The 22,785-nt window shown below is 45.6% G+C and carries 19 protein-coding genes; 7 read left to right on the plus strand and 12 right to left on the minus strand.

Translation table 11 applies throughout. The features are described from left to right. Positions 1 to 219: 219 nt before the first annotated feature. The 3 genes from AC6I8U_RS06245 to AC6I8U_RS06255 form a co-directional block, all read right to left on the minus strand. Positions 220 to 2,004, minus strand: coding sequence for an ABC transporter ATP-binding protein (locus AC6I8U_RS06245; RefSeq protein WP_498018028.1), 1,785 nt, complete (start codon positions 2,002 to 2,004; stop codon positions 220 to 222). Beyond that, positions 1,998 to 3,761: an ABC transporter ATP-binding protein gene (locus tag AC6I8U_RS06250; RefSeq protein ID WP_498018029.1), complete on the minus strand. Its 1,764-nt coding sequence runs from the start codon at positions 3,759 to 3,761 to the stop codon at positions 1,998 to 2,000. The genes AC6I8U_RS06245 and AC6I8U_RS06250 overlap by 7 nt, the downstream gene beginning before the upstream one ends. 136 nt (positions 3,762 to 3,897) lie before the next feature. Then, a complete protein-coding gene (locus AC6I8U_RS06255; RefSeq protein ID WP_498018030.1) occupies positions 3,898 to 4,524 on the minus strand; it encodes a DsbA family protein in 627 nt (208 codons plus the stop codon). 146 nt (positions 4,525 to 4,670) lie between these two features. Here AC6I8U_RS06255 and AC6I8U_RS06260 point away from each other — a divergent pair, with 146 nt between their 5' ends. Next, positions 4,671 to 5,306, plus strand: coding sequence for an SDR family NAD(P)-dependent oxidoreductase (locus AC6I8U_RS06260; protein WP_498018031.1), 636 nt, complete (start codon positions 4,671 to 4,673; stop codon positions 5,304 to 5,306). 76 nt (positions 5,307 to 5,382) lie between these two features. Here AC6I8U_RS06260 and AC6I8U_RS06265 read toward each other — a convergent pair whose 3' ends face one another. The 3 genes from AC6I8U_RS06265 to cls form a co-directional block, all read right to left on the minus strand. Beyond that, positions 5,383 to 5,697 carry a DUF6693 family protein gene (locus tag AC6I8U_RS06265; RefSeq protein WP_234495694.1) on the minus strand — a complete coding sequence of 105 codons (315 nt, stop codon included), beginning with the start codon at positions 5,695 to 5,697 and terminating at the stop codon, positions 5,383 to 5,385. A 54-nt stretch (positions 5,698 to 5,751) separates the two neighbouring features. Further along, positions 5,752 to 6,957: a cystathionine beta-lyase gene (locus AC6I8U_RS06270; RefSeq protein ID WP_394151467.1), complete on the minus strand. Its 1,206-nt coding sequence runs from the start codon at positions 6,955 to 6,957 to the stop codon at positions 5,752 to 5,754. A gap of 144 nt (positions 6,958 to 7,101) precedes the next feature. Beyond that, positions 7,102 to 8,556, minus strand: coding sequence for a cardiolipin synthase (gene cls, locus AC6I8U_RS06275; RefSeq protein WP_498018032.1), 1,455 nt, complete (start codon positions 8,554 to 8,556; stop codon positions 7,102 to 7,104). A 472-nt stretch (positions 8,557 to 9,028) separates the two neighbouring features. Between cls and AC6I8U_RS06280 the strand changes: the two genes are divergently transcribed. The 3 genes from AC6I8U_RS06280 to AC6I8U_RS06290 all read left to right on the plus strand — a co-directional run bounded on the left by AC6I8U_RS06280 (position 9,029) and on the right by AC6I8U_RS06290 (position 12,114). After that, complete coding sequence (locus AC6I8U_RS06280; protein WP_498018033.1) at positions 9,029 to 10,372, plus strand: sodium-dependent transporter; 1,344 nt, start codon at positions 9,029 to 9,031, stop codon at positions 10,370 to 10,372. A 105-nt stretch (positions 10,373 to 10,477) separates the two neighbouring features. Next, entirely contained in the window at positions 10,478 to 11,164 is a 687-nt protein-coding gene (locus AC6I8U_RS06285; RefSeq protein ID WP_394151464.1) for a TIGR01621 family pseudouridine synthase, read from the plus strand. Positions 11,165 to 11,181: 17 nt separating this feature from the next. Further along, positions 11,182 to 12,114, plus strand: a complete 933-nt coding sequence (locus AC6I8U_RS06290) for a class I SAM-dependent methyltransferase (protein ID WP_498018324.1) — start codon at positions 11,182 to 11,184, stop codon at positions 12,112 to 12,114. Positions 12,115 to 12,178: 64 nt separating this feature from the next. Here the strand turns inward: AC6I8U_RS06290 and AC6I8U_RS06295 are convergent, their stop codons facing one another. Together AC6I8U_RS06295 and AC6I8U_RS06300 are read right to left on the minus strand one after the other, a co-directional pair. Continuing rightward, on the minus strand, positions 12,179 to 13,048 hold the full coding sequence (locus tag AC6I8U_RS06295; RefSeq protein ID WP_498018034.1) for a patatin-like phospholipase family protein: 870 nt from the start codon (positions 13,046 to 13,048) through the stop codon (positions 12,179 to 12,181). 192 nt (positions 13,049 to 13,240) lie between these two features. Next, on the minus strand, positions 13,241 to 13,699 hold the full coding sequence (locus AC6I8U_RS06300; RefSeq protein WP_498018035.1) for an META domain-containing protein: 459 nt from the start codon (positions 13,697 to 13,699) through the stop codon (positions 13,241 to 13,243). A 268-nt stretch (positions 13,700 to 13,967) separates the two neighbouring features. Here AC6I8U_RS06300 and AC6I8U_RS06305 point away from each other — a divergent pair, with 268 nt between their 5' ends. Beyond that, a complete protein-coding gene (locus AC6I8U_RS06305) occupies positions 13,968 to 14,222 on the plus strand; it encodes a DUF1289 domain-containing protein (protein WP_252011953.1) in 255 nt (84 codons plus the stop codon). Positions 14,223 to 14,261: 39 nt separating this feature from the next. On the opposite strand, the gene AC6I8U_RS06310 is transcribed toward AC6I8U_RS06305, so the two are convergent. Together AC6I8U_RS06310 and AC6I8U_RS06315 are read right to left on the minus strand one after the other, a co-directional pair. After that, a complete protein-coding gene (locus AC6I8U_RS06310; protein ID WP_498018036.1) occupies positions 14,262 to 16,727 on the minus strand; it encodes a hypothetical protein in 2,466 nt (821 codons plus the stop codon). 92 nt (positions 16,728 to 16,819) lie between these two features. Further along, on the minus strand, positions 16,820 to 18,016 hold the full coding sequence (locus AC6I8U_RS06315) for a helix-turn-helix transcriptional regulator (RefSeq protein WP_498018037.1): 1,197 nt from the start codon (positions 18,014 to 18,016) through the stop codon (positions 16,820 to 16,822). Between the two features lie 280 nt (positions 18,017 to 18,296). On the opposite strand from AC6I8U_RS06315, the gene AC6I8U_RS06320 reads away from it, so the two are divergent. Together AC6I8U_RS06320 and AC6I8U_RS06325 are read left to right on the plus strand one after the other, a co-directional pair. Continuing rightward, complete coding sequence (locus tag AC6I8U_RS06320; RefSeq protein WP_498018038.1) at positions 18,297 to 19,259, plus strand: response regulator; 963 nt, start codon at positions 18,297 to 18,299, stop codon at positions 19,257 to 19,259. After that, entirely contained in the window at positions 19,256 to 20,209 is a 954-nt protein-coding gene (locus tag AC6I8U_RS06325; RefSeq protein ID WP_498018039.1) for a sensor domain-containing diguanylate cyclase, read from the plus strand. Before AC6I8U_RS06320 ends, AC6I8U_RS06325 begins: the two co-directional genes overlap by 4 nt. Before the next feature lie 62 nt (positions 20,210 to 20,271). Here AC6I8U_RS06325 and AC6I8U_RS06330 read toward each other — a convergent pair whose 3' ends face one another. Both AC6I8U_RS06330 and AC6I8U_RS06335 read right to left on the minus strand, forming a co-directional pair. Then, entirely contained in the window at positions 20,272 to 21,477 is a 1,206-nt protein-coding gene (locus AC6I8U_RS06330; RefSeq protein ID WP_498018040.1) for an MFS transporter, read from the minus strand. Positions 21,478 to 21,594: 117 nt separating this feature from the next. Beyond that, entirely contained in the window at positions 21,595 to 22,734 is a 1,140-nt protein-coding gene (locus AC6I8U_RS06335; protein WP_498018325.1) for an acyl-CoA desaturase, read from the minus strand. Between the last annotated feature and the right edge of the window lie 51 nt (positions 22,735 to 22,785).

The raw sequence follows: 22,785 nt of genomic DNA on the forward strand, positions 1-22,785 counted from the left end.
TTCAAGAAAGGTGCCAGATATTTGGTTTCATTTTAAACCCTCATACCCCGTCATCTCCTTGAAAAAGGAGATGTTATTTAGCGCGTGGTGCGCTAAATAACATCATTCTACTTACAGTAATTGATTATCATCACTCACTCGCTTCAGAAGATCCTCGATGTCTCGAGGATGACGACAATTTTTGGTTTGTTTGTGGAGCGATAAAATGAGAGATGGGCTCTAGCTCGCTGCTTTTTGCTCACCTTTCGTCTGTTCAATCGAATCATTCAACAGTCCCGCGTACAAACCATTTTGCGCTACCAACTCACGATGGTTACCCCTCTCGACGACTTCCCCTTTATCGAGCACCAAAATAAGGTCGGAGTGTCGGACGGTACTTAATCTGTGCGCGATGGCAATGACGGTCTTCTCTTGGTAGAGCCGGCTCATCGCCTTTTGGATGAGGTCTTCGGTGATTGAGTCAACGGAGCTGGTGGCTTCATCAAGCATCATAATTTGCCCACCTTGCGCGATGGCACGAGCAAACGAGATAAGCTGAGTTTGCCCAACAGACAGATTGGCGCCATTTTTGTCGAGCTTAAAGTCATAATCTCTTGGAAGCTGTTCTATAAATCGGTCTGCGTAAACATAGCGCGCGGCTTCGACGACTTCTTCTCGGCCTACACCTTCTTTACCTAGCGCGATGTTGAAGTGAATGCTCTGCTCAAAGAGATGAACGTCTTGCATCATCATTGAGAAAAGGTGCGCGCAGTCATCGGCTGCAATTTGTGAAAGCTCGATACCGTTAAGCAAGATACTGCCTTCATAGTGTCGATATGTCTTGGTAATCAGTCGCATAATTGTCGACTTACCAGAGCCAGTGGAGCCAACTAGCGCGATTTGATGACCTTTGTTAAGAGTAAATGAAACATCCTTCAGCACGTAAGGTGCGTCTTTCTTGTAGCGAAAGCTCACGTTACGAAACTCCAAACTTTTAAACACCTTAAGCTCTGGCTCAACTTGCTGTTTAGCGAGTAACTGATGACCTTCCTCTTCCAGAGGTTCAACGAATAGTTCTTCAATATGGTCGAACGCAGCAAATGAGCTCTGAATCGACGCAATCTGAGAGGTAAAATCGCGTATTGGCACGAATACTTTCTCAAGTGTATTGATGAAGGCAATAAGTACGCCGAGCGTCAAGGAGGCTTCCAGCACCTGACCAGAACCAAACCAGATCATCAGTGCGATGGTAATAGAGGTGACGCCGGAGATAAAGGCAAACAGAATAGCATCGTATTTATTGACCTTCATTTGAGCCGCCAAAAACTCATCCGTGTAGCTTTTGTATCTCGCTTCTACTTCCTCTTCCGCGCGGTAGAACTGCACAGTTTTTACGCCCAGTAGCACCTCTTGTAAGTAACCAATGCCTCTCGCGAGTGCTGAGCGTGTAATCTGATGCATTTGGCGAAGTTTATTACGGACAAAGACAGTCAAGTAAATGACCGGCGGCATGACCACAAGTACCACCATGGTCAACTTCCAATCGATAAACAGCATCATGATGAGCAGTGCGATGGTGTTTAACGAGTCCCGTACCAACCCAACAACGGATTGCACAAACGAATCACCAATAGTTTCGAGATCGCTTGTTAAACGTGACAAGGTAATACCGATAGGCGTGTTATCGAAATAACTGCGCGGAAGCCTAAGCACGCGAGAGACCAATACCGAGCGCATATCCGTGATGGTGTGCTGGCCAGTTTTTCTTAGGTTATAGGCATAAGTTGTATCGACGATATAACTGATGATAAGGACGATAACCAAATAGAAGATATGTTGTAGTAACCCATCCATGTTGCCTTGCGATAGGTAGACATCGATGACTTGGATAATTAACCAGGGAAACAATAAGCTGGTAGCAATGGAAAGAGGCAGCATTGCGATGCCTATTATCGCTGTGCGCTTGTACTTATTCGCGAATTGGAAGAAGTGCTTGAGGTATTTTACATCCATACCTTTTAACATGAGCCCACCTCCGCTTCAGTTTGTTGCAGTTGCCACGTCTCTTTGTAGTATGGCGATGTTTCTAACAGTGTTTGATGATCACCTTTGGCAATGACTTTACCTTCATTGAGCACGATAATTTCGTCCATATATTCGAGCGCATTGACTCTGTGAGAAACAACCAGTACTGACTGATTCTTTAGTCTTTCAAATAGCCCTTCAAGAATCTTGCGTTCGGTTTCGTAATCGACGGCAGATAGCACGTTATCCATGATGATCAGATCGCAAGGCTCTAACAGTGCTCTGGCGATGCTTAAACGTTGTTTCTGACCCCCAGAAAGCATGACGCCTTTCTCACCAACGACCGTTTGGTCACCTTGTTCAAAGCGGTCAATGTCAGTGGCGAGCTGGCTAAGCGCCAAAACCGCTTTGACATCCTTCTCATCAATATCTGAATTGGCACTACCAAATCGAACGTTTTCCTCGATAGTGGCAGAAAACAGATAGGGGTCTTGAGTGATGGTTTTGACATAGCGCCTTAAATCACTTCGAGAAAATGCCGTTATATCTTCGTCCCCAAGAAAAACACTGTCACTGGGGACGTCGAGGTGGTGATTTAGGCAGTTAACTAGCGTGGTTTTGCCCGCGCCAATACTGCCTAGTATGCCAACCTTTTTGCCTGGTGGAATATCAAAGCTGATGTTATTCAAAGTAAGCTTTTCGTCATCCGGGTAGCGATAACTTAGATTTCGAACGGATAAAGTCTGCCCTTTAAGTGATTCGATTTTTGAAGAGGGTAATGTTTGAGTGTCAATCTCCGGGATGTCTGCATTGAGGATGGTTTGCACACTTGTGATACCAACCATACCGCGTTGATAAATGGTTGCGATTCTGCCAAGCGCCATTAACGGCATCGACAGCAGCACTGAGTAGGTCAAAAAGGCCGTAATCTCACCCAAGGTTAGCTCTTGCTGCATCAGCATGTATCCGCCAAGGCCAAGTATGAGGATCTTCATGACGTTATTGGCGTAATCGAGCACTGGCATGTAGAAGACCTGAATGCGTGTGAGCTTCATTTGGCAATTAAGTAGCTTCTTATTGAGCTGGTCGGTTTCCGCTTGCACCCATGCGGACATTTGCTGGCTTTTGATCAAATCGATCGCTGACAGGTAGCTCATCAACTGGGCAGAATATTTTTGTAGACGACGCATATGCTCCATATGCAGATCTTTCATTCGCGTGAAACCAATGCGAAAAATCACGAAGGCAATCGCGATAGGAATGACGGAATAAAGCGTTAGCTCAGGCGAAATACGCCACATCCAAAGTGGTGTCATCGACAGCGCAAGCATAGTATTGAAGAGCTGCAAAAAACCCACCCCAAACATGAGTCGAATGCCCATCAAGTCATTGTTTACAATGGAGATAAGGCGACCAGAAGCGAACTTGCTATGAAATTGATTGGGCAAGCGATTGAGTCTATTCAGAAGAATGTTTTTTAGTTCTGCCTCGGTAATACGCCCTGGGTTGAGTCCATAGATACGCGAGAGGATACGCGTGATGATCATAGCAATCGCCATCACGACGACAATGGAAACGTAATACTGCAACTGGCTATGGCTTTCAGCGCTGATGTCATCGAGAAGGTCGATAGCCAATTGTATGTAGCGTGGGATCTCAACCTGAAGCCAGTTGACGAGAAAAATGAAGACAATCGCGAGCAAGTAAGAGGTGCGATTCATACGCAAAAAATGCGCGACAAACTGGGTTTTGGTCATTAGACACTTTCTTATCGGGTGAAACAGTAGTTCAAGGAAACCGTTTGATAAGTCGGTTTGTTTCCTGAATAAGTGTATACGGCAGCTTTATAAATAACAGTAAACAGTGAATATTTTAGCTACCAAGTAGAAACGTTTAACTAGTACGAGCTATTGAACGCACTTGAGAAAGGGTCACTTCAGGCCGCTGATAATCCACAGGTAACTCAATAACAGAGGTTCCTCTGACTAAAAACAGAGATGGGAAACTGTTTCCGCCGATACTGCGTGCAAAGTTTATCTCTTGAAGTAGTGCTTCATGGGTCTCAGTAGCGGTGAGATCCTGTTCGAATCTAACTCTATCAAGGCCAATGTTTTCGGCAAGCTGTATAAGTACCGGGTTGTCACTCGGGTTTTTAGCTTCAAGATAATAGGCTCTTTGTATCGCCGCGTACATTTCCAATTCTGCACCTTGAGTTCGAGCGGCGACTACTGCGCGACACGCAGGATAAGTGGAGCGTCTCGGTTCGTTCAGCGTCCAAAAATCATGGTTAAACTTGGTACCAAGATAAGACTCGATCTTGCGCCAATATTCAGCAATTTGGGCTCGCATGGGTACCGGCATGGGTTGGTCAGTATCTTCGGCTAGACCACCTAACACATATTGAATCTCTACTTCATCACTGAGCGATGCTCGAATCGAGTCCCAAACGGGTTTGTAGCCCCAACACCACGCACACATAGGGTCGTATACATAGTAGAGAGTAGGGGAGGTGGCATTCATATGATTTATCCTAATCGAGACATCCATGTTTTAATTCATAACTTTAGCATGGATGGAGTATTACCCAAAGGTACGTTCTTTGACGCAGATTATAGAATTTTCTTATTGATGATGTAAATTGTTCGCATTATCAAAGAGGGCGTTAAATGAAAGCAATTGTAATTTTTGGAGCGAGCAGCGGCTTAGGCCTTGCAGCGGTGCGCTATTTTTCAGACCAAGCTATTCCTGTCATCGGCGTGGCAAGAAACCCGGAAAAAGAACCAGATCTAAAGTCTTTGTGTCAGACTCTCATCACATGTGATGCGACCGATAAACAGTCCGTAGAAGAAGCGGTTGGACAGTTGCTAAAAGATGCCGTGGTGCTATCAACCATGGGCAGTTTCCGTTCAGATAACCCCGTTGATTACATCGGACATCGCTACCTGGTGGATGCGCTAGAGCTTAATGGAATTCGTCGCTTCGTTCTCGTGACATCGCTGGGGTGCGGCGATTCGTGGCAGTACCTTTCTGAAAGGGCGAAAGCGGGCTTTGGTGGGGCTGTGCGTGAGAAGTCACTGGCAGAGGCTTGGTTATCAAGCAGTACTCTCGATTACACCATCTTACGACCTGGTGGTTTGAAAGATGGGGACGTGACCGAGCAGGGAGAATTATCGCAACAGGTTGAAGTTCATGGTGCCATACACCGTAGCGAAGTTGCTCGTATTCTCCATCAGTTAATAACCAATGATGAAAGTATTGGTCAGATCTACCAATGCGTGGACCCTACAGTCAGTTACTACTAATAACAAAGGCAGGTATAAACCTGCCTTACCACTTCGCTTCAACGTCAATTGATGCGTGTACTACTCAATTCGTGTGCTATTCAACGCGGGTATTATTCAAAGCATAGTTCCAGACGCGGTAGAAATAGAAGATATAGCCAATACCTAGCGTCAAAATTGAAATCACGAACCAGAGCAGCACGTGCCCAAGATCACTGAATAGATCGATGTCGCAATCCATTTTTCTCTCTCGTCCCATGTCATCGATGACGTAGGTTCGATTAAGGATGAACTTTGAAAACGAATAAGGGAAAAAGAACAGCGCGATACCAAAGGTAATGAAGCTCAGTATCAACCAAATTAGTAGATGCCCTAGGATATCTAGGATAGCGACGTCTGCTCTAAGTCTCATGTATATGTCCTTATCTGATAAAAAATGGCTTTCATTTAGAAAGCCATTAAACGTTTATTGAGTAACGGTTTTTTCTTGTATAACCGAATTATAGCGCTCAAAACCCGCTTTCAAATCTTCAATCAAATCTTCGACACTCTCTAGTCCAATATGAAGTCGTACGAGTGTGCCTTCAAAGTTCGGGTTAGCGACGGTTCGGAGAGAGTTAAAGCTCTTTGGCTCGTTCGCTAAGATCAAGCTTTCGAAGCCACCCCATGAGTAGCCCATGCTGAAGTGCTTCATCCCATCTAACAGGGCAGTCGTTGCTCGCGGGTAGCTGGTTTTTAGTACGAATGAGAATAGACCGTTGCCGCCAGTAAAGTCGCGGTGGAAATATTCGCTCCCCGGACAGGTTTCTAGGGCTGGGTGTCGAACGTGATCAACCTCTGGTCGTGTTGCCAACCATTGTGCGACCTTTAGGCTGTTCTCGGCATGTTGACGAAGTCTTACGTCAAGGGTTCGGATGCCACGAAGACCTAGATACGCGTCGTCAGGAGACACACATTGTCCCATTAGATAGCTTTGTTCACGAAGTTGGTCCCAGTATTTCTCGTGAGTGACCGCAGTACCGAGCATGACGTCTGAGTGACCCACAATATACTTAGTAGCAGCCTGAATCGAGATGTCTACTCCGTGCTCAAATGGAGAGAAGTTAACGCCAGCTCCCCAAGTGTTGTCGAGCATCACAATGATGTCGTGTTCATGAGCGATTTTCGCCATTCCAGGAACATCTTGGATTTCCATCGTAATAGAACCAGGAGACTCCAAAAATAGGATTTTCGTGTTGGGTTGGATTAGCTCTTTAATGCCTTCGCCAATCAGCGGGTCATAATAGGTCGTTTCTACACCCATTTTCTTCATGATGCTGTCACAGAAATCGCGAGTCGGTTCGTAACAAGTATCCACCATAAGAATATGATCACCAGTCTCTACAAATGAAAGAATGGCATTAGAAATCGCAGCTGTGCCGCAAGGGTATAGTGCACAACCCACACCGCCTTCAATCTCTGTCATTGCATCTTGGAAAGCAAAGTGTGTGTTGGTGCCGCGACGGCCATAAAACAGAGTCTTGTTTGCTCGGTTGACGGTCGCGTGATGTTTTTCCGCTACGGTATCAAAGACGATAGTAGAGGCGCGCTGTACTGGCGGGTTAACGACACCATTGGTCCATTTTTTATCGCGACCAGCGGTGACAAATTTGGTGGTTTTGCTTTCTGACATCAAGAATCCCTGTCTGGACCCAAACACGAATGTGGTTGAGGCTACAATTTTATTGAGTTGATAACAGCAATAAACCATGAAGGCCAAAGAGTTGCAAGTCTTTGGCCTTCATTAAATAGGTCAGTGTTTCGATATACGCTATGGTCAGAGCAGAGGATTGAACAGATAGAATAGTCGTTCAAAGAAACGATGATAAATGCTGCGCTGTTTCCATACGTTGGAGTCTACGAGGTCGCTGCTCTCGATATAGTGACTTTGTAATTGGTGCATCTTGTGAGTGAACTCAGGATCTTCCACTGCGAGCGTCACCTCAAAGTTCAGCCATAGACTGCGCATATCCATATTCACGGTACCCACGAGGCAGAATAACTCGTCAATGACAACGGATTTGGTATGGAGTAAACCGCCATCAAACTCATGGATCTTAACCCCAGAGGCGAGTAGCTCAGAATAGAAGGCACGTGATGCCCATTTCACCATCACTGAGTCATTGTGCTTTGGAATGATCAATTCAACATTGACTCCGCGTTGAGCAGTGGTCTTGATGGTTTCCAAGAGGTCTGCACTTGGTACAAAATAAGGCGTTGTTATTCTTACCGACTTTTCCGCTTGGTGCATGGCAATGGTGAGCACTTGACCTATCAACTGGTCCGGCATACCAGGTCCAGACGGTACCACTTGAACGGGTTTTGAGTCCTCTGGAATACTAATTTGGCATTCTGGTTGAGCGGGTAGCTGTCTGTCTCCGGTCTCTACTTCCCAATCCCAGCAGTGAATGGCAGATAGCACGTTGACTGTTGGCCCTTCTACTCGGACCATGATATCGATCCACTGACCAACCCCTGAGTTTTGCTTGAAGTAAGCGGGGTCGACCATATTCATAGAGCCTGTATAGGCAACGTCGTCATCAATAACGATGATTTTGCGGTGCTGTCTGAGATCCAGCCTTCTTAGGAAGATACGCCAAGGAGAGACTTCGAGTCCTTCAACCAACTCAATACCCGCATCTCGCATCATGGTTGCCCAATGGCTTCGAAAGAATGTAGGGCTGCCAGCGGAATCTAGCAAAACCTTCACGTTTACACCACGCTTCGATGCCTGTATTAACGCTGATGCGACAGAGTCGGCAAGACCACCTGGATACCAAATGTAAAACACCATGCGAATGCTGTGTTTGGCGTTTTCGATATCTTCAATGACGGATAGGAGAATTTCTTGAGGCGTGGTCTGTAGCTGCAGTTCGTTACCGCATAGCGCGGGGATCCCCATGCGTTTGTTGCACAGGTTATCGATCTTTGAAATGTGAGTACCCATATTGTCGGGAACGTGGGCATTACAGTCGTTTAATTGGTGAAACCACTCCTCAAAAGGGTGGTACATGACCCGCGCTCTTTCAGCTCGTTTTCTACCGAGATTGAGCTCGCCAAACATGAAATAACAGATCACCCCGACGACAGGGATGATATAAATCACCATAAGCCAGGCAAGTGACACGCTAACGGCACGCCTTTTAAGCACGACTCGAAGTGTGACACCAGCTACCAGAACCCAGTATAAACCGATGCCCGCGAGCGTTAGAAAGTGATAGACCTTGTCCATTTAGCCTCAATAGAAAGACGATTTCGCAAATAATAATCTCAGAATCAAGTATTTGGAATAGTTAAGTGTCTGTCAAATACAAAGAGATACAGATGTGAGCGAAAGGCGCGACACTTAGGCAGACTGACACTAAGTTGAACGAGATTATAGCGACTAGAAGGCGTGAAATACCGAATAGAATAGGTTTACAATTGCTGATAAGTGCAGCAAATCATGGGTAAATTGAATGGAAAATAATCAGCCAAGAGTCTTGGGCTTCCAATTGTAAAGATAACCTGTTTTACTTGCCACCCGCTTGTGAAACTCTCCTTGTTTTTGGTGTGTAAATTTAAATATACACTTCTATTCTAGAGTCACATGACTTCGCACATGGAATAACGGTTCAACATTGAATGGCCGTTTGCGTTGATATTGGTATCAGGGAAAGCCATTTTCAACACAGCGTCGAACATCGACGTGCTGGTACAAAATAATGACAAGTTCCAATAGAGGACAATTTACTTCCCGCTTTGGCTTTATTATGGCTGCCGCTGGTAGTGCAGTGGGCTTAGGTAATGTTTGGGGTTTCCCAACTCAAACTGCCACAAATGGTGGTGCCGCTTTTCTTTTGGTCTATCTGTTAATGATGGGCTTACTTGCCTTTCCTATGTTGATTGCTGAGCTGACGATTGGTCGCTACGGTCAATCCAACCCAATTGCATCGCTACGTAAGATTTGGACCAAGAACAAATCGCTTGCCGCTACATTTGGTGTAATTGCACTGCTTACTGCGTCAATGATACTGAGTTTTTACGCTATTCTAGCAGGTTGGTTGATCGGGTTTGGTGCAGCACCGATTGCTAAGTTTATCGGTCTAGATTCTGTCGCTGAATGGTTGGTGACCTTTAGTAACGGACGCAATGTGAGCTTAACGGTTATCTTTATGCTTATGACGGTGTTCGTCGTTAAGCGCGGAGTCTCAGATGGTATTGAGAAATGGTCATCTCGACTTATGCCTGTGCTGTTTGCGCTATTCATCCTTCTCATCGCTTATATCTTTACTCAAGATGGGGCAATGGATGGGCTTGAAATGTACTTAGTCCCTGACTGGAGTCATGTTGATGCAAGTTTGGTCGTGAATGCGATGGGGCAAGCATTCTTCTCACTCTCCCTTGGTGTGGGCGCGATGATGGTGTACGGCTCTTATCTAAGTAAAGACATCAACATCCCTAAGACAGCCGGACAGGTCGCTATTATCGATACCGGTGTCGCTTTCATGGCTGGTTTGCTGATCCTGCCTGCGATGTTTGTTGCCAAACAAAATGGCGTTCAGATCTTTAACGAACTAGGTGAGCTTATCAGTTCAGGCAACTTAGTGTTTGTTGTACTACCAAGCTTATTTGAGTCTATGGGACTAGCGGGAGAGCTGATCGGTATCGCGTTCTTCGCCCTCATGGTGATTGCCGCTCTAACCTCATCTATCGCAATGCTCGAAGTCCCTGTTTCGTGTCTACAAGAAGAAACCAAGATGTCACGTGATAAGGCGACGCTGATATTAGGCGGGACTATTCTCCTTTGTAGCGTATTGATTGCGGCAAACTTTGATACCTTGTTTGACCTAGTAGCGACTGCGTCAACCGTTTACATGCAGCCTTTGCTTGGTGTGGTTTGGGCAATCTTTATCGGTTGGATTTGGAGTCGTAACTCTCTACTGAACGAAATTAAGCAAGGTAATCCAGAAATTGAACAGTCTTGGTTCTGGGAGATATGGCCTTGGTATGTAAAGTTTGTTTGTCCAGCCGCGATTCTTATCGTATTTGCCTATCCATTCCTGTAACGCTTAACCTTATTTAGATGAACCAAAGTTTAAGCCAACCAAAAGCTGCCCTTGAGGCGGCTTTTGTGTATCATCCAGTCCACAAATTCTAATCTAGCGCTTTTCATGTTCGATATTCACTTTGAAAACGATGATTTCGTGGTCATCAATAAACATCCAGGGGTAAGCGTCCACAAAGACGATGGCGATACCATGCTGGTTCAAGATGTGGCGGGTCATCTTGGCGTTGAGTCACTGTATCTGGTTCACCGCCTCGACAAAATGACATCAGGTTTGCTGATTCTAGCGAAGCGATCAGACGTCGCCGCGGAGTTTGCTCGATTATTTAAAAACCGAGAGATTGAAAAGTACTATTTAGCGATTGGCTGTAAAAAGCCCAAGAAAAAACAGGGTACGGTTTCTGGAGATATGGAGCGTTCGCGCCGCTCATCTTGGAAGTTGGTTGCGACGAAACAGAACCCAGCGATTACTCAGTTCTTCTCTCTAGCCGGTGAAAACGGTGAGCGAGCATTTTTGTGTAAGCCTTTAACAGGTAAAACCCACCAGATCCGAGTGGCATTGAAATCCGTCGGATCGGCTATCGTTGGCGACCCTATTTATGGGCAAAATGCTAACGAAGATAGAGGGTATCTGCACGCATATGCATTGAGGTTTTCACTCCTTGGTCACGATTATGAGTTTAAGTGTGACCCGAGAATGCCATCCCTAGGATGTAAATGGAACAGCGCAGCATTGAGCAGTGCATTAGAACAATGGTCTCAACCTTGGGAGTTAACATGGCCGAAGAAATAATCTCAGAAAGCCCAATGATGCAAGCCAGTCAGCTTGTGGTGTTTTTTCAACAAATTGAGACCAAGCTTGATCATAAGCCAACGGAAGTTTGCCGTCTGTTTCACGGGCGTGGTAAGTGCTGGCCAGGACTGGAGCAACTGACTTGTGATTGGGCAGCAAACCAGTTGCTGGTTAATTTGTTTAAGCCTGTAGATGACGCTTTTCTCAGCGCTCTAAAACAAGGGTTGGCCGAGCTCGCGCAATCTAACCGATGGGAACAAGCTGGTGGTAAAGCCATCGTGCTTCAACATCGTTACAGTGACGGCGCTCCTTCAGAAGTGATTTTCGGTGAGTTGGATGCGAAACCTGTCGTGGAAGAGCTGGGGTGTAAGTATCAACTTGATATTGGCCGTAACCAGAACTTCGGTTTGTTTTTAGATATGCGCAATGGACGCGAATGGGTGAAATCCAAGTCGCAAGACAAGCGGGTGCTTAATTTATTCGCGTACACCTGTGGCTTCTCTGTCGCTGCAATAGAAGGCGGGGCAGAGCATGTTGTTAACGTCGATATGGCACGAGCGTCCCTCAACAAAGGCCGCGACAACCACAGATTGAATGGTCACGATCTGGGCAGTGTTAGCTTTTTGGCCCATGACATCTTCAAGTCTTGGGGCAAAATTAAGAAATATGGTCCGTACGACATTATCGTTATCGACCCGCCTTCATTTCAAAAGGGCAGTTTTGCATTGACCAAAGACTACAAGAAGATCTTACGTCGCTTGGGTGACCTTATGACCGACGGTGGTGAAGTGATGGCGTGTGTTAACTCGCCGACGGTGACTCCAAACTTTCTTATCGAGAGTATGGCGGAAGAAGCTCCGCAATTAACCTTTGTTGAGAGGTTAGATAACCCAACAGAGTTTGCCGATATTGATCCAGAAGCAAGCTTGAAAGTTCTTCTCTTTAAGTAATGACACGGCACTCATCGAGTGCCGTTTTCTTTTCGATATATTCGTTCTTAATAGAGAGGGTTACTCAACAAAAGTGACACTCTTCCTGCTGATATAATGACTCTCCTCTAATCCTAATCAGATGCTGGCGGCCTTCCTCAACCCCCATCTGATAACCGATATCAAGTAATGCTTTCTCCATCGTGAGTCTTTGGACTGGAAAGCTTTCCTGCGGTGTAATAACACGCACGACGCAGTCTTTGGGCGGGTTACGAATAAACGCCAAAGACTCATTATAGTTTTTCGCGCGCTGTGCCATCGCTCGCCCAACGTTGGGGTGTTTTATGAATAGCTTTTTCATCAGCCACCCCGCTTTAGGTTTTGGCATCTCATAACTCAGCGGGTGAGAAAGAATAACAGTAATATCACGAGCTCCGCGCCGGTATGCCTCACGGACAGGAATAGAGTCGGCGACGCCGCCATCTGTATAACAACCACCATCAAAACAAGGAGTATCTTTATACGCCAACGGTAGAGACGCCGTCGCTTCAATCGCCTTCGCGATGTTGTTTGGTGTCACCTCGTAATAGTCTGGTCGACCAGTGGCAACATTCGTGGCGGCTGCAATAAATGGTGTGGAACTAAACACGGTGTCTAAATCGAGTGGAAAGCGACGATTGGATTCTTCAAAAAGCCATTTAACATCGACTAGGTGGCCACCTGCGACAAACCGTCGACGATTGTAAAAAGATTTGCTGGTCGCGAGTTCCGTGATGACTTGGTAGCTTCGCTTTGGTGCATTTCCCAAATAGCCAAGTAGGTTGGAGGCTCCTGCGGATACGCCAAGCACAAAGTCATAGGGTTTATGGTTTTGCTCTAGAAATGCATCGAGCACCCCGGCCGCAAATATTCCCCGCATTGCGCCGCCTTCTACGATAAGTGCGTTGCTGGTCATGCTAGTTTCTCTTGTGTTTTAACTTGGGATAACGATAACGGGGATTTCCCAACAGAGAAAATGGGAAGTGTTTATTTCATTGATAGGCAAAAGCTATGTGGTGTGCTCTGAAGGAGGGGCAGTAAGCTAAAAAAACGGCACTCACTGAGTGCCGTCTACAAACTTGGTATCACCAATCGCTCACGAGGGAGGTTATTTGACCCAGTCTTTTAGCTCAAACGTTAGCGTGTGTATTTCACCTTTAAGCTCAAGGCCGTTTTGAGTCACAGTGATTTCACTCCAGTCTGAAAGCGTTTGTGATACGGTACGTTCAATATCCATCGCTTCACCAGGACACATCTTCATCGTCATGCCCATTTTTTCGATGCGGAACTGACCGTCTTTTAGCTCACCTTGACCGAAGAAGTTATTACAACCTGCGTTGCCGTTCGCTGTCATTTTCTCGCCGATCTCTAGGCGCGGCACTTGGTTCTGTTCAGTCACGGTGATTGGGTTACCGTCGATCTGTACTAGATTCCAATTGTGGTGTTGAAGATCCTGAGCAGTTACTGCTTTCATCGGCTCCTCCTGTTTTGCGTCATTAGCGGCACATGCCGTCATAAGAACCGGAAGCGCAACTGCTGCGAGTACCTTCTTAGAAAAAATCTTCATATACATTGCTCCAACTGAATGAAATTATTGACAAGCCTAACTAATAAAACACTGTTTTTTGTCAGGAGTAGGTTATCTTTAGTATAGTGGGATTTCAACACAGGATGTGGAAGTTATTGCGTAACACCTTCAATAAGTACCATTAATTTGGTCGAGTCAGACTATTCTTACTCAGTTGCGCTTGTCACTGGGAGTGGCAAGTAGAGTAGGTCTGTGAAGTTTAATTCAAGCTCATTGTATAAGATTGAATTATTTGCAAGGGGAGCCAATGGAACAATTAGAATTTTTTACCGTGCCCAGCCCTTGTGTCAGGGTGTGCACTGTGGACGAAAAAGGCTATTGCCAGGGATGCATGCGTAAACGTGAGGAGCGCTTTAATTGGTTGTCATACACTGCCGCTCAACAGCTGCACATTATTAAGCTTTGTCGTATGCGTTATCGACGCAAACTCGCTCAAGGTAAGGCAACCGTGCCCAATGAAGTATTACAAGAAGAGTCTAGCCCACAGCAGGATTTGTTTTGATACTCCGCCCGAAGGCGGAGTATGTTGATTGAAGTTACTCTATTCTGTTATTGGTGTTTCGGGTATGTAAGCATCATCTTTACCGGCGAAGTAAGAACTCCAAATTTCACTTTCATCACCTTCACCGCTGTCAAAGACTAGTACGCCTGCTCCATATTCGCCTTTACTGTAGGCTGCGATAACACGAGTGAAGTCGCCGACTTGAAGTACCAGGTGTCCATCATCATTTATCGACCAAGAGTCCCACTCACCTTGTTTAATGCCATCAACAGTCCAAGTTTCCTGTAGCGGTGGTTCACCTTCATTCAGTGTCCAATAACGAACTTCGGTACCGCTGTTTTTACGTCTCATAATCGTAGAGTCGGTTAAGTCATCTGAGGTGAAGGCTTGCGTTCCACCACACTGAGTCAGAGCAGTCGAGAACGCGGCGGCTGTCGCTCCGTCACCAATGATGTCGACTTCACAATAATCATAGTCGTGCTGTGTACCTCGAATGGACTCACCGATAACCCTTAGCCAAATAGCTTGTTTGCCAAGGTCCTCGTCAACAAGTTCATCGACGACTGTTGGTAAATCATCGATGAATTGCCCCCAGTACTCTGGGAAGGTTACCAACTCATCGTTAACCGTGGTTTGATATTTCTGCCCTGATTCTTCGCGAGTGAACTCATATCCATCCAGTGGGTAGTGATTCCACATCGTATGAACCCTTACATCGTTGTCACTGTAAACCACCGTCGTTTCTAGCCAGTCGTTAAAGACCATAAGCTCATCGTCATCGTCGGTTACCGGCATTGCGGTATCTTCATTCAAGATGGCTTTTTCACCGCCGCTGATGGTTTCTTTGTAGCCATCTGCATTAGTCGATTTCTCGATGTACGACGCTTGCCAATAGTTCAGTTGATATTCGTCACTGACTGATCCATCCCAATTCCAGATAGGCTCTTCTGTCGTGGCATACGATTCGCCATCAAGTGTTGATGCATTGGAAACGACGCGGTTATAGCTGCCATCTGCTTCCCAGTCACTTGAGATGACTTCTTCTGTACTACCATCGCTATTTTGCCAATATTCTCTTAGTTCTATATAAGTGGCGAAGTCTTTTGGCGAGGCTTGAGTATGGTCGTAGATGGTAAGATGTCTCGAATCATACATATACTCGCTAGTTTCTTTAGAGGTTTCAGCTAGCTTTTGTAAGCTATCTATACCTGAATAATCTTCAGCCTTTATGGCCGCTACAAACTCTTCAGCGGTATCGTAGTCAAGCTCAATACCCGTGTATTCAGCGATAATATGGTCGCCTTGTTCCAAAATCTGCTCGTCAAGGTAGCGTTCAAATGTTCGGCTGCTACCCGATTCGGTATCGGAGAAGGTACCCACATCGTAAGCATGATTAATGAATGTAAAGCTCTTATCGAAGTTGAGGTCAGCTTGGTAGGTGCCGTAGGAATAGAAACTGCTATCTGAACTATCTTCCACGTAGGTGCCGGAATACTTGCTGTACTCTTGTTTTTCACCTTCGTCATTAATGAAGTAGGTGGTTGAGGTATTTTCTATTGTGGTGATTGTGCCTTCCACAGATTCAACACTCGACCATACCTCAGTGACCGTAATAGGCAGGTTAGTGTTATCTGGCGTGAAGAACTTAGAGCTAGTGCCACCTTTTACGGTAGCGCCGGCATTGTCTTCAATGAGTTTTTGAATCTCTACTTCTTGATTAACCTTCGTTTCTACATCTCGCGTAGCAATCTTTTCGAGTTCTTTGTCAATACCCGCTAACGATGAAGGCAGATTTTGGGTATCGAAGAAGTCTTGTTGTAGTAATTCAGCTAACTCGTCTGAATCTAATCCTGAGCTGTCTTGGAGCTCATCGAGTATTTGAGCCGCAACATCATCAAATGCTTGCTGAATGAGCTCGTCGATTCGAGCTAGGCTTGCGGCATCGTCAGAGGTATCAAGTGCTTCTAGAGTCTCAGCAATAGACTCATTGGCACGTGTTGTAAAGGGTGTAATGACTTGACCCGAAACGGATTCATTGGTTTTGAGCGACTCGATATCGCTGGATCCTAGTGGTGGCATACTTAATGTGATTTTGTGAGCAGTGTTAGCTTCATCGAACACGCGTGCCAATGCACCACTCTCGAGATCTTGTGTGAGCGTTTCAACGTCTGAATAGGCATCTGGGTCGGAGCCTACATCGACAGAATCCTTGGTCAATTCGGCCAAAATAGGAAGACCGACGATCGCATCTACTTGCTCACTGGTGAGTTCTAAATCATATGAGCCATCCAAGTTGGAATAGGTACTAGGTTCTCCATCGTCTAAGGTGCCATTTTGGTTTATGTCTATCCAAACTAACGCGTTATAGATATAGCCATCGACAACTTCACCGCCGACTGAATAGGTGGTGGATTGTTGATTGGAGTCGGTACCATCATCGCTGCCTCCGCAGGCAGCGAGTGTTACCGCGATGGAAGCAGCAAGTGCGGTTTTGCAAAGTTTCATTGTTAAGCCTCATTTCCTTTGAAGGTATAATTGTTTGTTATCTAGCCAGACGCTGTAGCGAACGTATGTGCAACGGCTTACTAACAATTAAGTTACCTATCAATATTCGGCAACGCTGAAACTAGTTTTCCCCAAGTGGGGGGGGAGGGTAAATTGGTTGTTGTGAGAATTGTCACGATCAGTTCAGATTGTCGCCTTGTGCCAGTCTTGGTGAAAATAGACTTCAGGTGATCTTTAATGGTGTAAGGCGAGCGGTTAAGCTTATCGGCGATCTCTTGGCGATTGAGTCCGCGTAAACAGCACTCGCAGACTTTTATTTCCATATCTGAGAGGTTGTATAACTCCTTTAGGAGAGCGGTATTGGGATTGATTTCGATCTGGCTCGTGATTATGTAAACAAGTGCACCTTTGTTTTCATGATTAATGGTGATGGGAGAAATAATAAATTTGGCACCGCCGAAGGACATGGTTTCGAAGCTTTGTTGCTCCTTGAAATCTAAACAACACATCCTCAGCATCTTCGCAATGAACTGGCGTGCTTTTTGTGGGGATGAGAATCTTAACTCTTGGTCGATGACGTCTATATCGCTCTGTTTTGCAATAGTACGTTGCGCTTCTATATTCGCTTCTAATAGCTCCCCTCTTGCACCGAAGAGCATTGTCGCATGAGGGATGTGATTAATGACTTTACTCCAGCCGTCTATATTCCCATGGTGCTCTTTGTGCTGGTACAAAAGATAGGCTTGCTTAATGTGTGGCATTAGATTGTCGAGAATGAGTAGCTCTTTACTTTTGAAAGGACCTTGTTCAATCAACCGATGAGCCACAATGGTTGCGGTGGAATTATTATCACGGTGTATTACAGCACCGCACACGTCTTTAAATCCTTGCCCATCAAACCACTCTTCAGACTCAAGAGGAATGGGAGAACTCCTTCGTCCAATGTCTTGTTCTAGCGAGTAAAACCGGCTCATGGGGTGGCCTTGAATGTAGTCGACAACGTAGTCGTCTTTATCATGTTTTTGTTCAATATACTCCACGATCGCCGATGCCTTTGGACCCGAGAGCCAAGCGGAATAGATGTCTAGCGTTGCGTTCTTGGTAAAGAAAAGACAAACATCTGCTAGGTCAAACATCTCGACCATTTTATCGAGAAAGGCTTGAAAGCCTGTGGGAGATAGGCTCGAAGAGTAAAGTAACTCAAGGAGAACGCTATATTGTGAGAATAGGTTTTCTATATCCGCAGTAATTTCTTGCTCCTGATTGGGAGCGAGTAGTGACTTATCCATGTCTTACCTAGCCATTATTGTTAATGTTGTAAGTAAGGTTAGTAAATATCTTTGCGAAAACAACACGAAGTATGGTTAAGTCACCTCATCCTATTTTTGTGAGCGCAACATCATGTTTTTACGAACAAATGGGAGTGGGGTTTAACAGTTCTAAACGGGAACGGAGGCTAACTCGCAATTAACGATGAAAGTGTGATGTCGGTTCAGACTTTCTCTAGCTTCCGGAATGAAATTCTGTTTATATGGCGTAGGGTAATTTATCAATAAGTTGAATGGGTTCATGCGGATATTAATATGTGATGACTCGAAAGTCGCACGAAAGAGTATAGCAAACTGTATCGACGCAAGTTTTGCGGGGGATATTCTGTTTGCAACAAACGGACATGAAGCCATTGAAATTATTGATCTTCAGCCCGTAGATATCGTGTTCCTCGATATTACGATGCATGAAATGGATGGTTTTGAAGTGTTATCCATTTTGCAGCAAAGACGATGCACGGCAAAGATCGTAATGGTCTCCGGTGATATTCAAGAATTAGCACAAGCCCGTTGTTTTGAATTAGGTGCTTATGCATTTGTTCAAAAACCTCTCACATCTGAAGTTGCGATTCCGCTATTCAACGATTTGAGTATTCCTTATAAGCGCACTTCGACAGATCGCCAATACTACTCTAAAGCTCAGATGTTTGAGCGCTTTCAAGAAACATCCAATATTGCTTTAGGGGCAGGCGCAGCAACAATATCAATGTTGCTAAAAGAGTTCATTCTGCTGCCCGTACCGACGGTCGGGGAGTTGTCTTTTAGTGAACTGACCATGATGATTCAAGATACATTAACTCGAGAAAATAGCTGTGCTGCCGCTCAGCGGTTTGTAGGCGGCGGACTGCATGGCGAAGCGCTGGTTTGTATTGAAGGCGACTCTATTGCTCAGGTAGGTGAGCGCTTGGGTTTCGCCAGCGGTGAGGTGTCTAATGATGAAGTCGTGGTCAATCTGGTCAACGTTTTAGTCTCTTCATTCTTGGTATCGCTTTCCGAGCAATTGTGCTTAGAGTTTTCATTACGTGAGCCTCTGAGAATCAATGACTTTAGCCCAGAAAACTCGATGCTCAAGGATAACGAGCATGTATTCACCGTTGAATATACTTACGATGCAGAGGCGTTGGACTTGTTTTGTTCAGTTCTGTTTATGTTCGACGAGGAGTCAGTCGATATTATTCGTCGCCAAATGGAGTTATTGCAATGACGACCATGACACTGGATTTGTCAGACTTTCACTGGACCATGCAACTACTGGATACCCTAGATGCTGGACTTGTAGTTATTGACCGTGAATATCACGTATGTGCTTGGAATAGCTTCATGCAGAATTACAGTGGCATCAATGCCGAGTCAATCATGGGAAAAAGCCTATTTGATAGCTATCCGGAGTTACCAGAGAGTTGGCTGCGAGCAAAACTGGAATCTGCAAGTAAGCTAAAGACTAGAGGGTTCTCTAACTGGGAAGACAGACCTATCATCTTTGAGTTCAAGAACTTCTCTCCGGTTTCACAGGGGCTCATTAAGATGTACCAGAACATGGTCATCACACCTCTTAAATCACCGAAGGGCGAGGTGACTCACTTTGCCATCATGCTGCAGGACGTAAGCGACGTTGCTAAGAGCAAAATGCACCTCAAGCGCTCTAACGAGAAACTTACCGAAATAGGGCGTACTGATGGTCTGACAGGTCTCTTTAATCGCGCATTTTGGGAAACGAATTTTATCGATGAGTTTCATCATGTTCAAACTACAGGACAAACATCTTCATTAGTCATGTTTGATATCGACCACTTTAAAAAGGTCAACGATACCTATGGTCACGCCTGGGGAGATAAGGTTATTAAAGAGACTGCACGTCAGTTGATGAAGGCGGCTCGTGGGACCGACGTGTGTGGCCGCTATGGTGGAGAAGAGTTCGCGGTATTGCTAATTGATACGTCAGCTGATCAAGCGACATACTTTGCTGAGCGCCTTCGCAAAAAGATCGAAGAGATGGTTATTGTCATTGACGGAGAGGAACTCAAGTACACCATCAGTTTGGGTATTACCGAGGGACGAACCGATGATGCCAACCACCTTGAGTGGCTAAAGAGGGCGGATAAGGCGCTCTACCAGTCGAAGGAACTGGGACGAAATAGAACCTCTGTACTTTAATCTTCCGCAGCAAGTTGGGTTTGTTGATACTCAACTTGCTCTCTACTCCCGACCAATGCGAGTTAAATCGCTTTTTCTACTTTTAGCTGTCGCGTTAATTGATACCGGTGCAGTTTAATGATCACCACGGCAATGATTGAAACCGCTATGCCACTTACCGCCAAGAAGTTTACTACGCCAGCCACATTCTGATTATCGATGAGATACCCGACACAGTACGTCCCAACCGAAAATCCTAATGAGACCGCCGCCGCCATGTAGCCTTGTGAAGTGGCGGGTGAATAGGGGCTTATTTGATCCGCAAGTGCAGCGATGGAAATATCATTCCATGCACCATTGATGATTGATATGAGAATGAGTGATAACGGCAATAGCGCTACGACTTCTTGTCCATACATGACCCACATTACAGCGGCGACGATGAGATTGATCCCTATTGTCACTAGCCAGAGCGATTGAGGGCCGTGCTTCTCCATCCATTTCCCAGCAGGGGCTAGCGATACAAGTGTAGCTAAAGCCGCTATCGCCATACCAAATGCTGAGCTTGCGACCGAGACGCCAAACGCTTGTTCGATAATAACGGGCCCGAACTCAACCATGTTTGAGCCGATAAACATCGATAAATCCACACAGATGACGAATCCAAACCAAATTGACGGTGAAGAGCGTCGACGATCTCCCGAGAGAGCATCTTTGAGACTATCATCTTTTTGTATTTCAGCTGGTGGAGCAATAAGAGTAAGAACAAGCAGGCTCATATCTAGGATGATAAGCGCAATTATCTGAAATGTGTCTGTAAAGCCAAAGTGGCTAAGTGTGCCGACAGCAATGCCAGCGACTGCAACACCAAGCATCTGCAGCTGGAACAGACGTTTTAGCGATCTTGTTTGCTCTGCTGGATTGTGATTGAGCTTTAACGCAAATGTTGGGTTGAGGATGAGGATTAAATTACTTCCAAGACCCACCAGGATCGCAATCCCCCAGTAGTGCCAAGCGGTATGTTCGACCAGCAGTAACATTATTAGTGCAAAGCAATGGCAACCCAGAGCAAAGCAATGCAGCTGACGATGCAATGAGTAGCGGTCAGCGAGAGCACCAAGCAGAGGAGCAATGAGTCCAATCAGCCCCAAGATTAACATCACCTGACCAACTAATATGGCACTACCCGTACGAGATATGATCACTGGAGCAATGATGATGGCGACGCCTATCCATTGCACAATACCCATGGAGGCTTGAGAGAACTGCCAAAGATTGTTGTTTTTCATAGTGATCACGACTGGACAAACAAGCCGTGATTATAAAGAAAAAGCGAGCACAGTTAGTGCTCGCTCAGTGTCAATAAAGCTTAACGCATTACATTCGCTAGATTGCGCTATCTCTTGCTACGCTACAGCCAAACGAGGATTGCTCACCATAGCGTTCCAACGTTTTTTTTGTTCCTTCAAACTAATATCTAATTGCTCTAACTTGACGCGCAGCAGTGCAAGTTCGTACTTCTCTTTTACGCTGGATTTCGCGGAGTCAATAAGCTGGCTCCTAACCTCGTCGTACTCGGTGAGTTTCGCTAACAGTTGCTGAAGCTCGTGCTCTAATGCAGTTTGGATTTGCTCGGCATTAGGAAGCTTGAAAATTCTATCTTTAGCGTTTGCCATGGTTTGCTGTAGACGCGCCTTTTCAATTCTATAGGCAGAAACACGTTTCAAGTTTGAAGCTAAGCCAATACTCGCGCTACCTCGAATTAACCACTTTGTCGGGTCGAACTGCCACCAACGAATACCATTACGGTAGTCGTGCTCAAAAATATGGTGGAAGTTATGATAACCCTCACCAAAAGTGAAGAAAGCGAGGATTCCATTATCACGAGCGGTATTTTTGCTGGTGTAAGGCTGTGAACCCCAGATGTGAGCCAGTGAATTGATAAAGAAAGTAGTGTGATGGCTCAGCACCAATCTCAGTGCCCCCACGACAAGCACAAAGCCAATTAGATCGCCGTAGAGTAGGCCAAGAGCAATCGGGATACCAAAGTTGGTCAATAGCGCGAGAAGTACATAGTGTTTGTGTTGCCACATGACCACAGGATCTTTTTGGAGATCGCGACAATTACGATAATCATCATAACGCTGAGCCTGATACTCTCTTAACATCCAGCCAATGTGCGAGTACCAGAATCCGCGCTTAGCAGAGTAGGGATCTTTGTCGTTGTTATCGACATGCTTGTGATGAACACGATGGTCTGAAGACCAATGTAACGCGCTGTTTTGTAACGCAAAAGCACCGCCAATCGCAAAGAGATATCTCAAAGCCTTGTGGGCTTCATAGGTTTTGTGGGACCAAAGGCGATGGTAACCCGCCGTAATAGACATCCCGCAAAATACAAAAGCAATTACCAGCCATACCCAGTGGGCCACGCTATAGCCTTCGACTATGCCATACCATGCGACACCGACGGTTGCCAAAATAAAAGTGCCTAGAAAAATCGCTACATTTAGCCAAATTACCGGAGGCTTTTTCGCCGTATCCATCAATAAACTCCATTTAAGCTTACAACTGTTCGCTAGAATATCAGCGTACAC

It is taken from the genome of Vibrio sp. KUL80 (assembly GCF_059725495.1).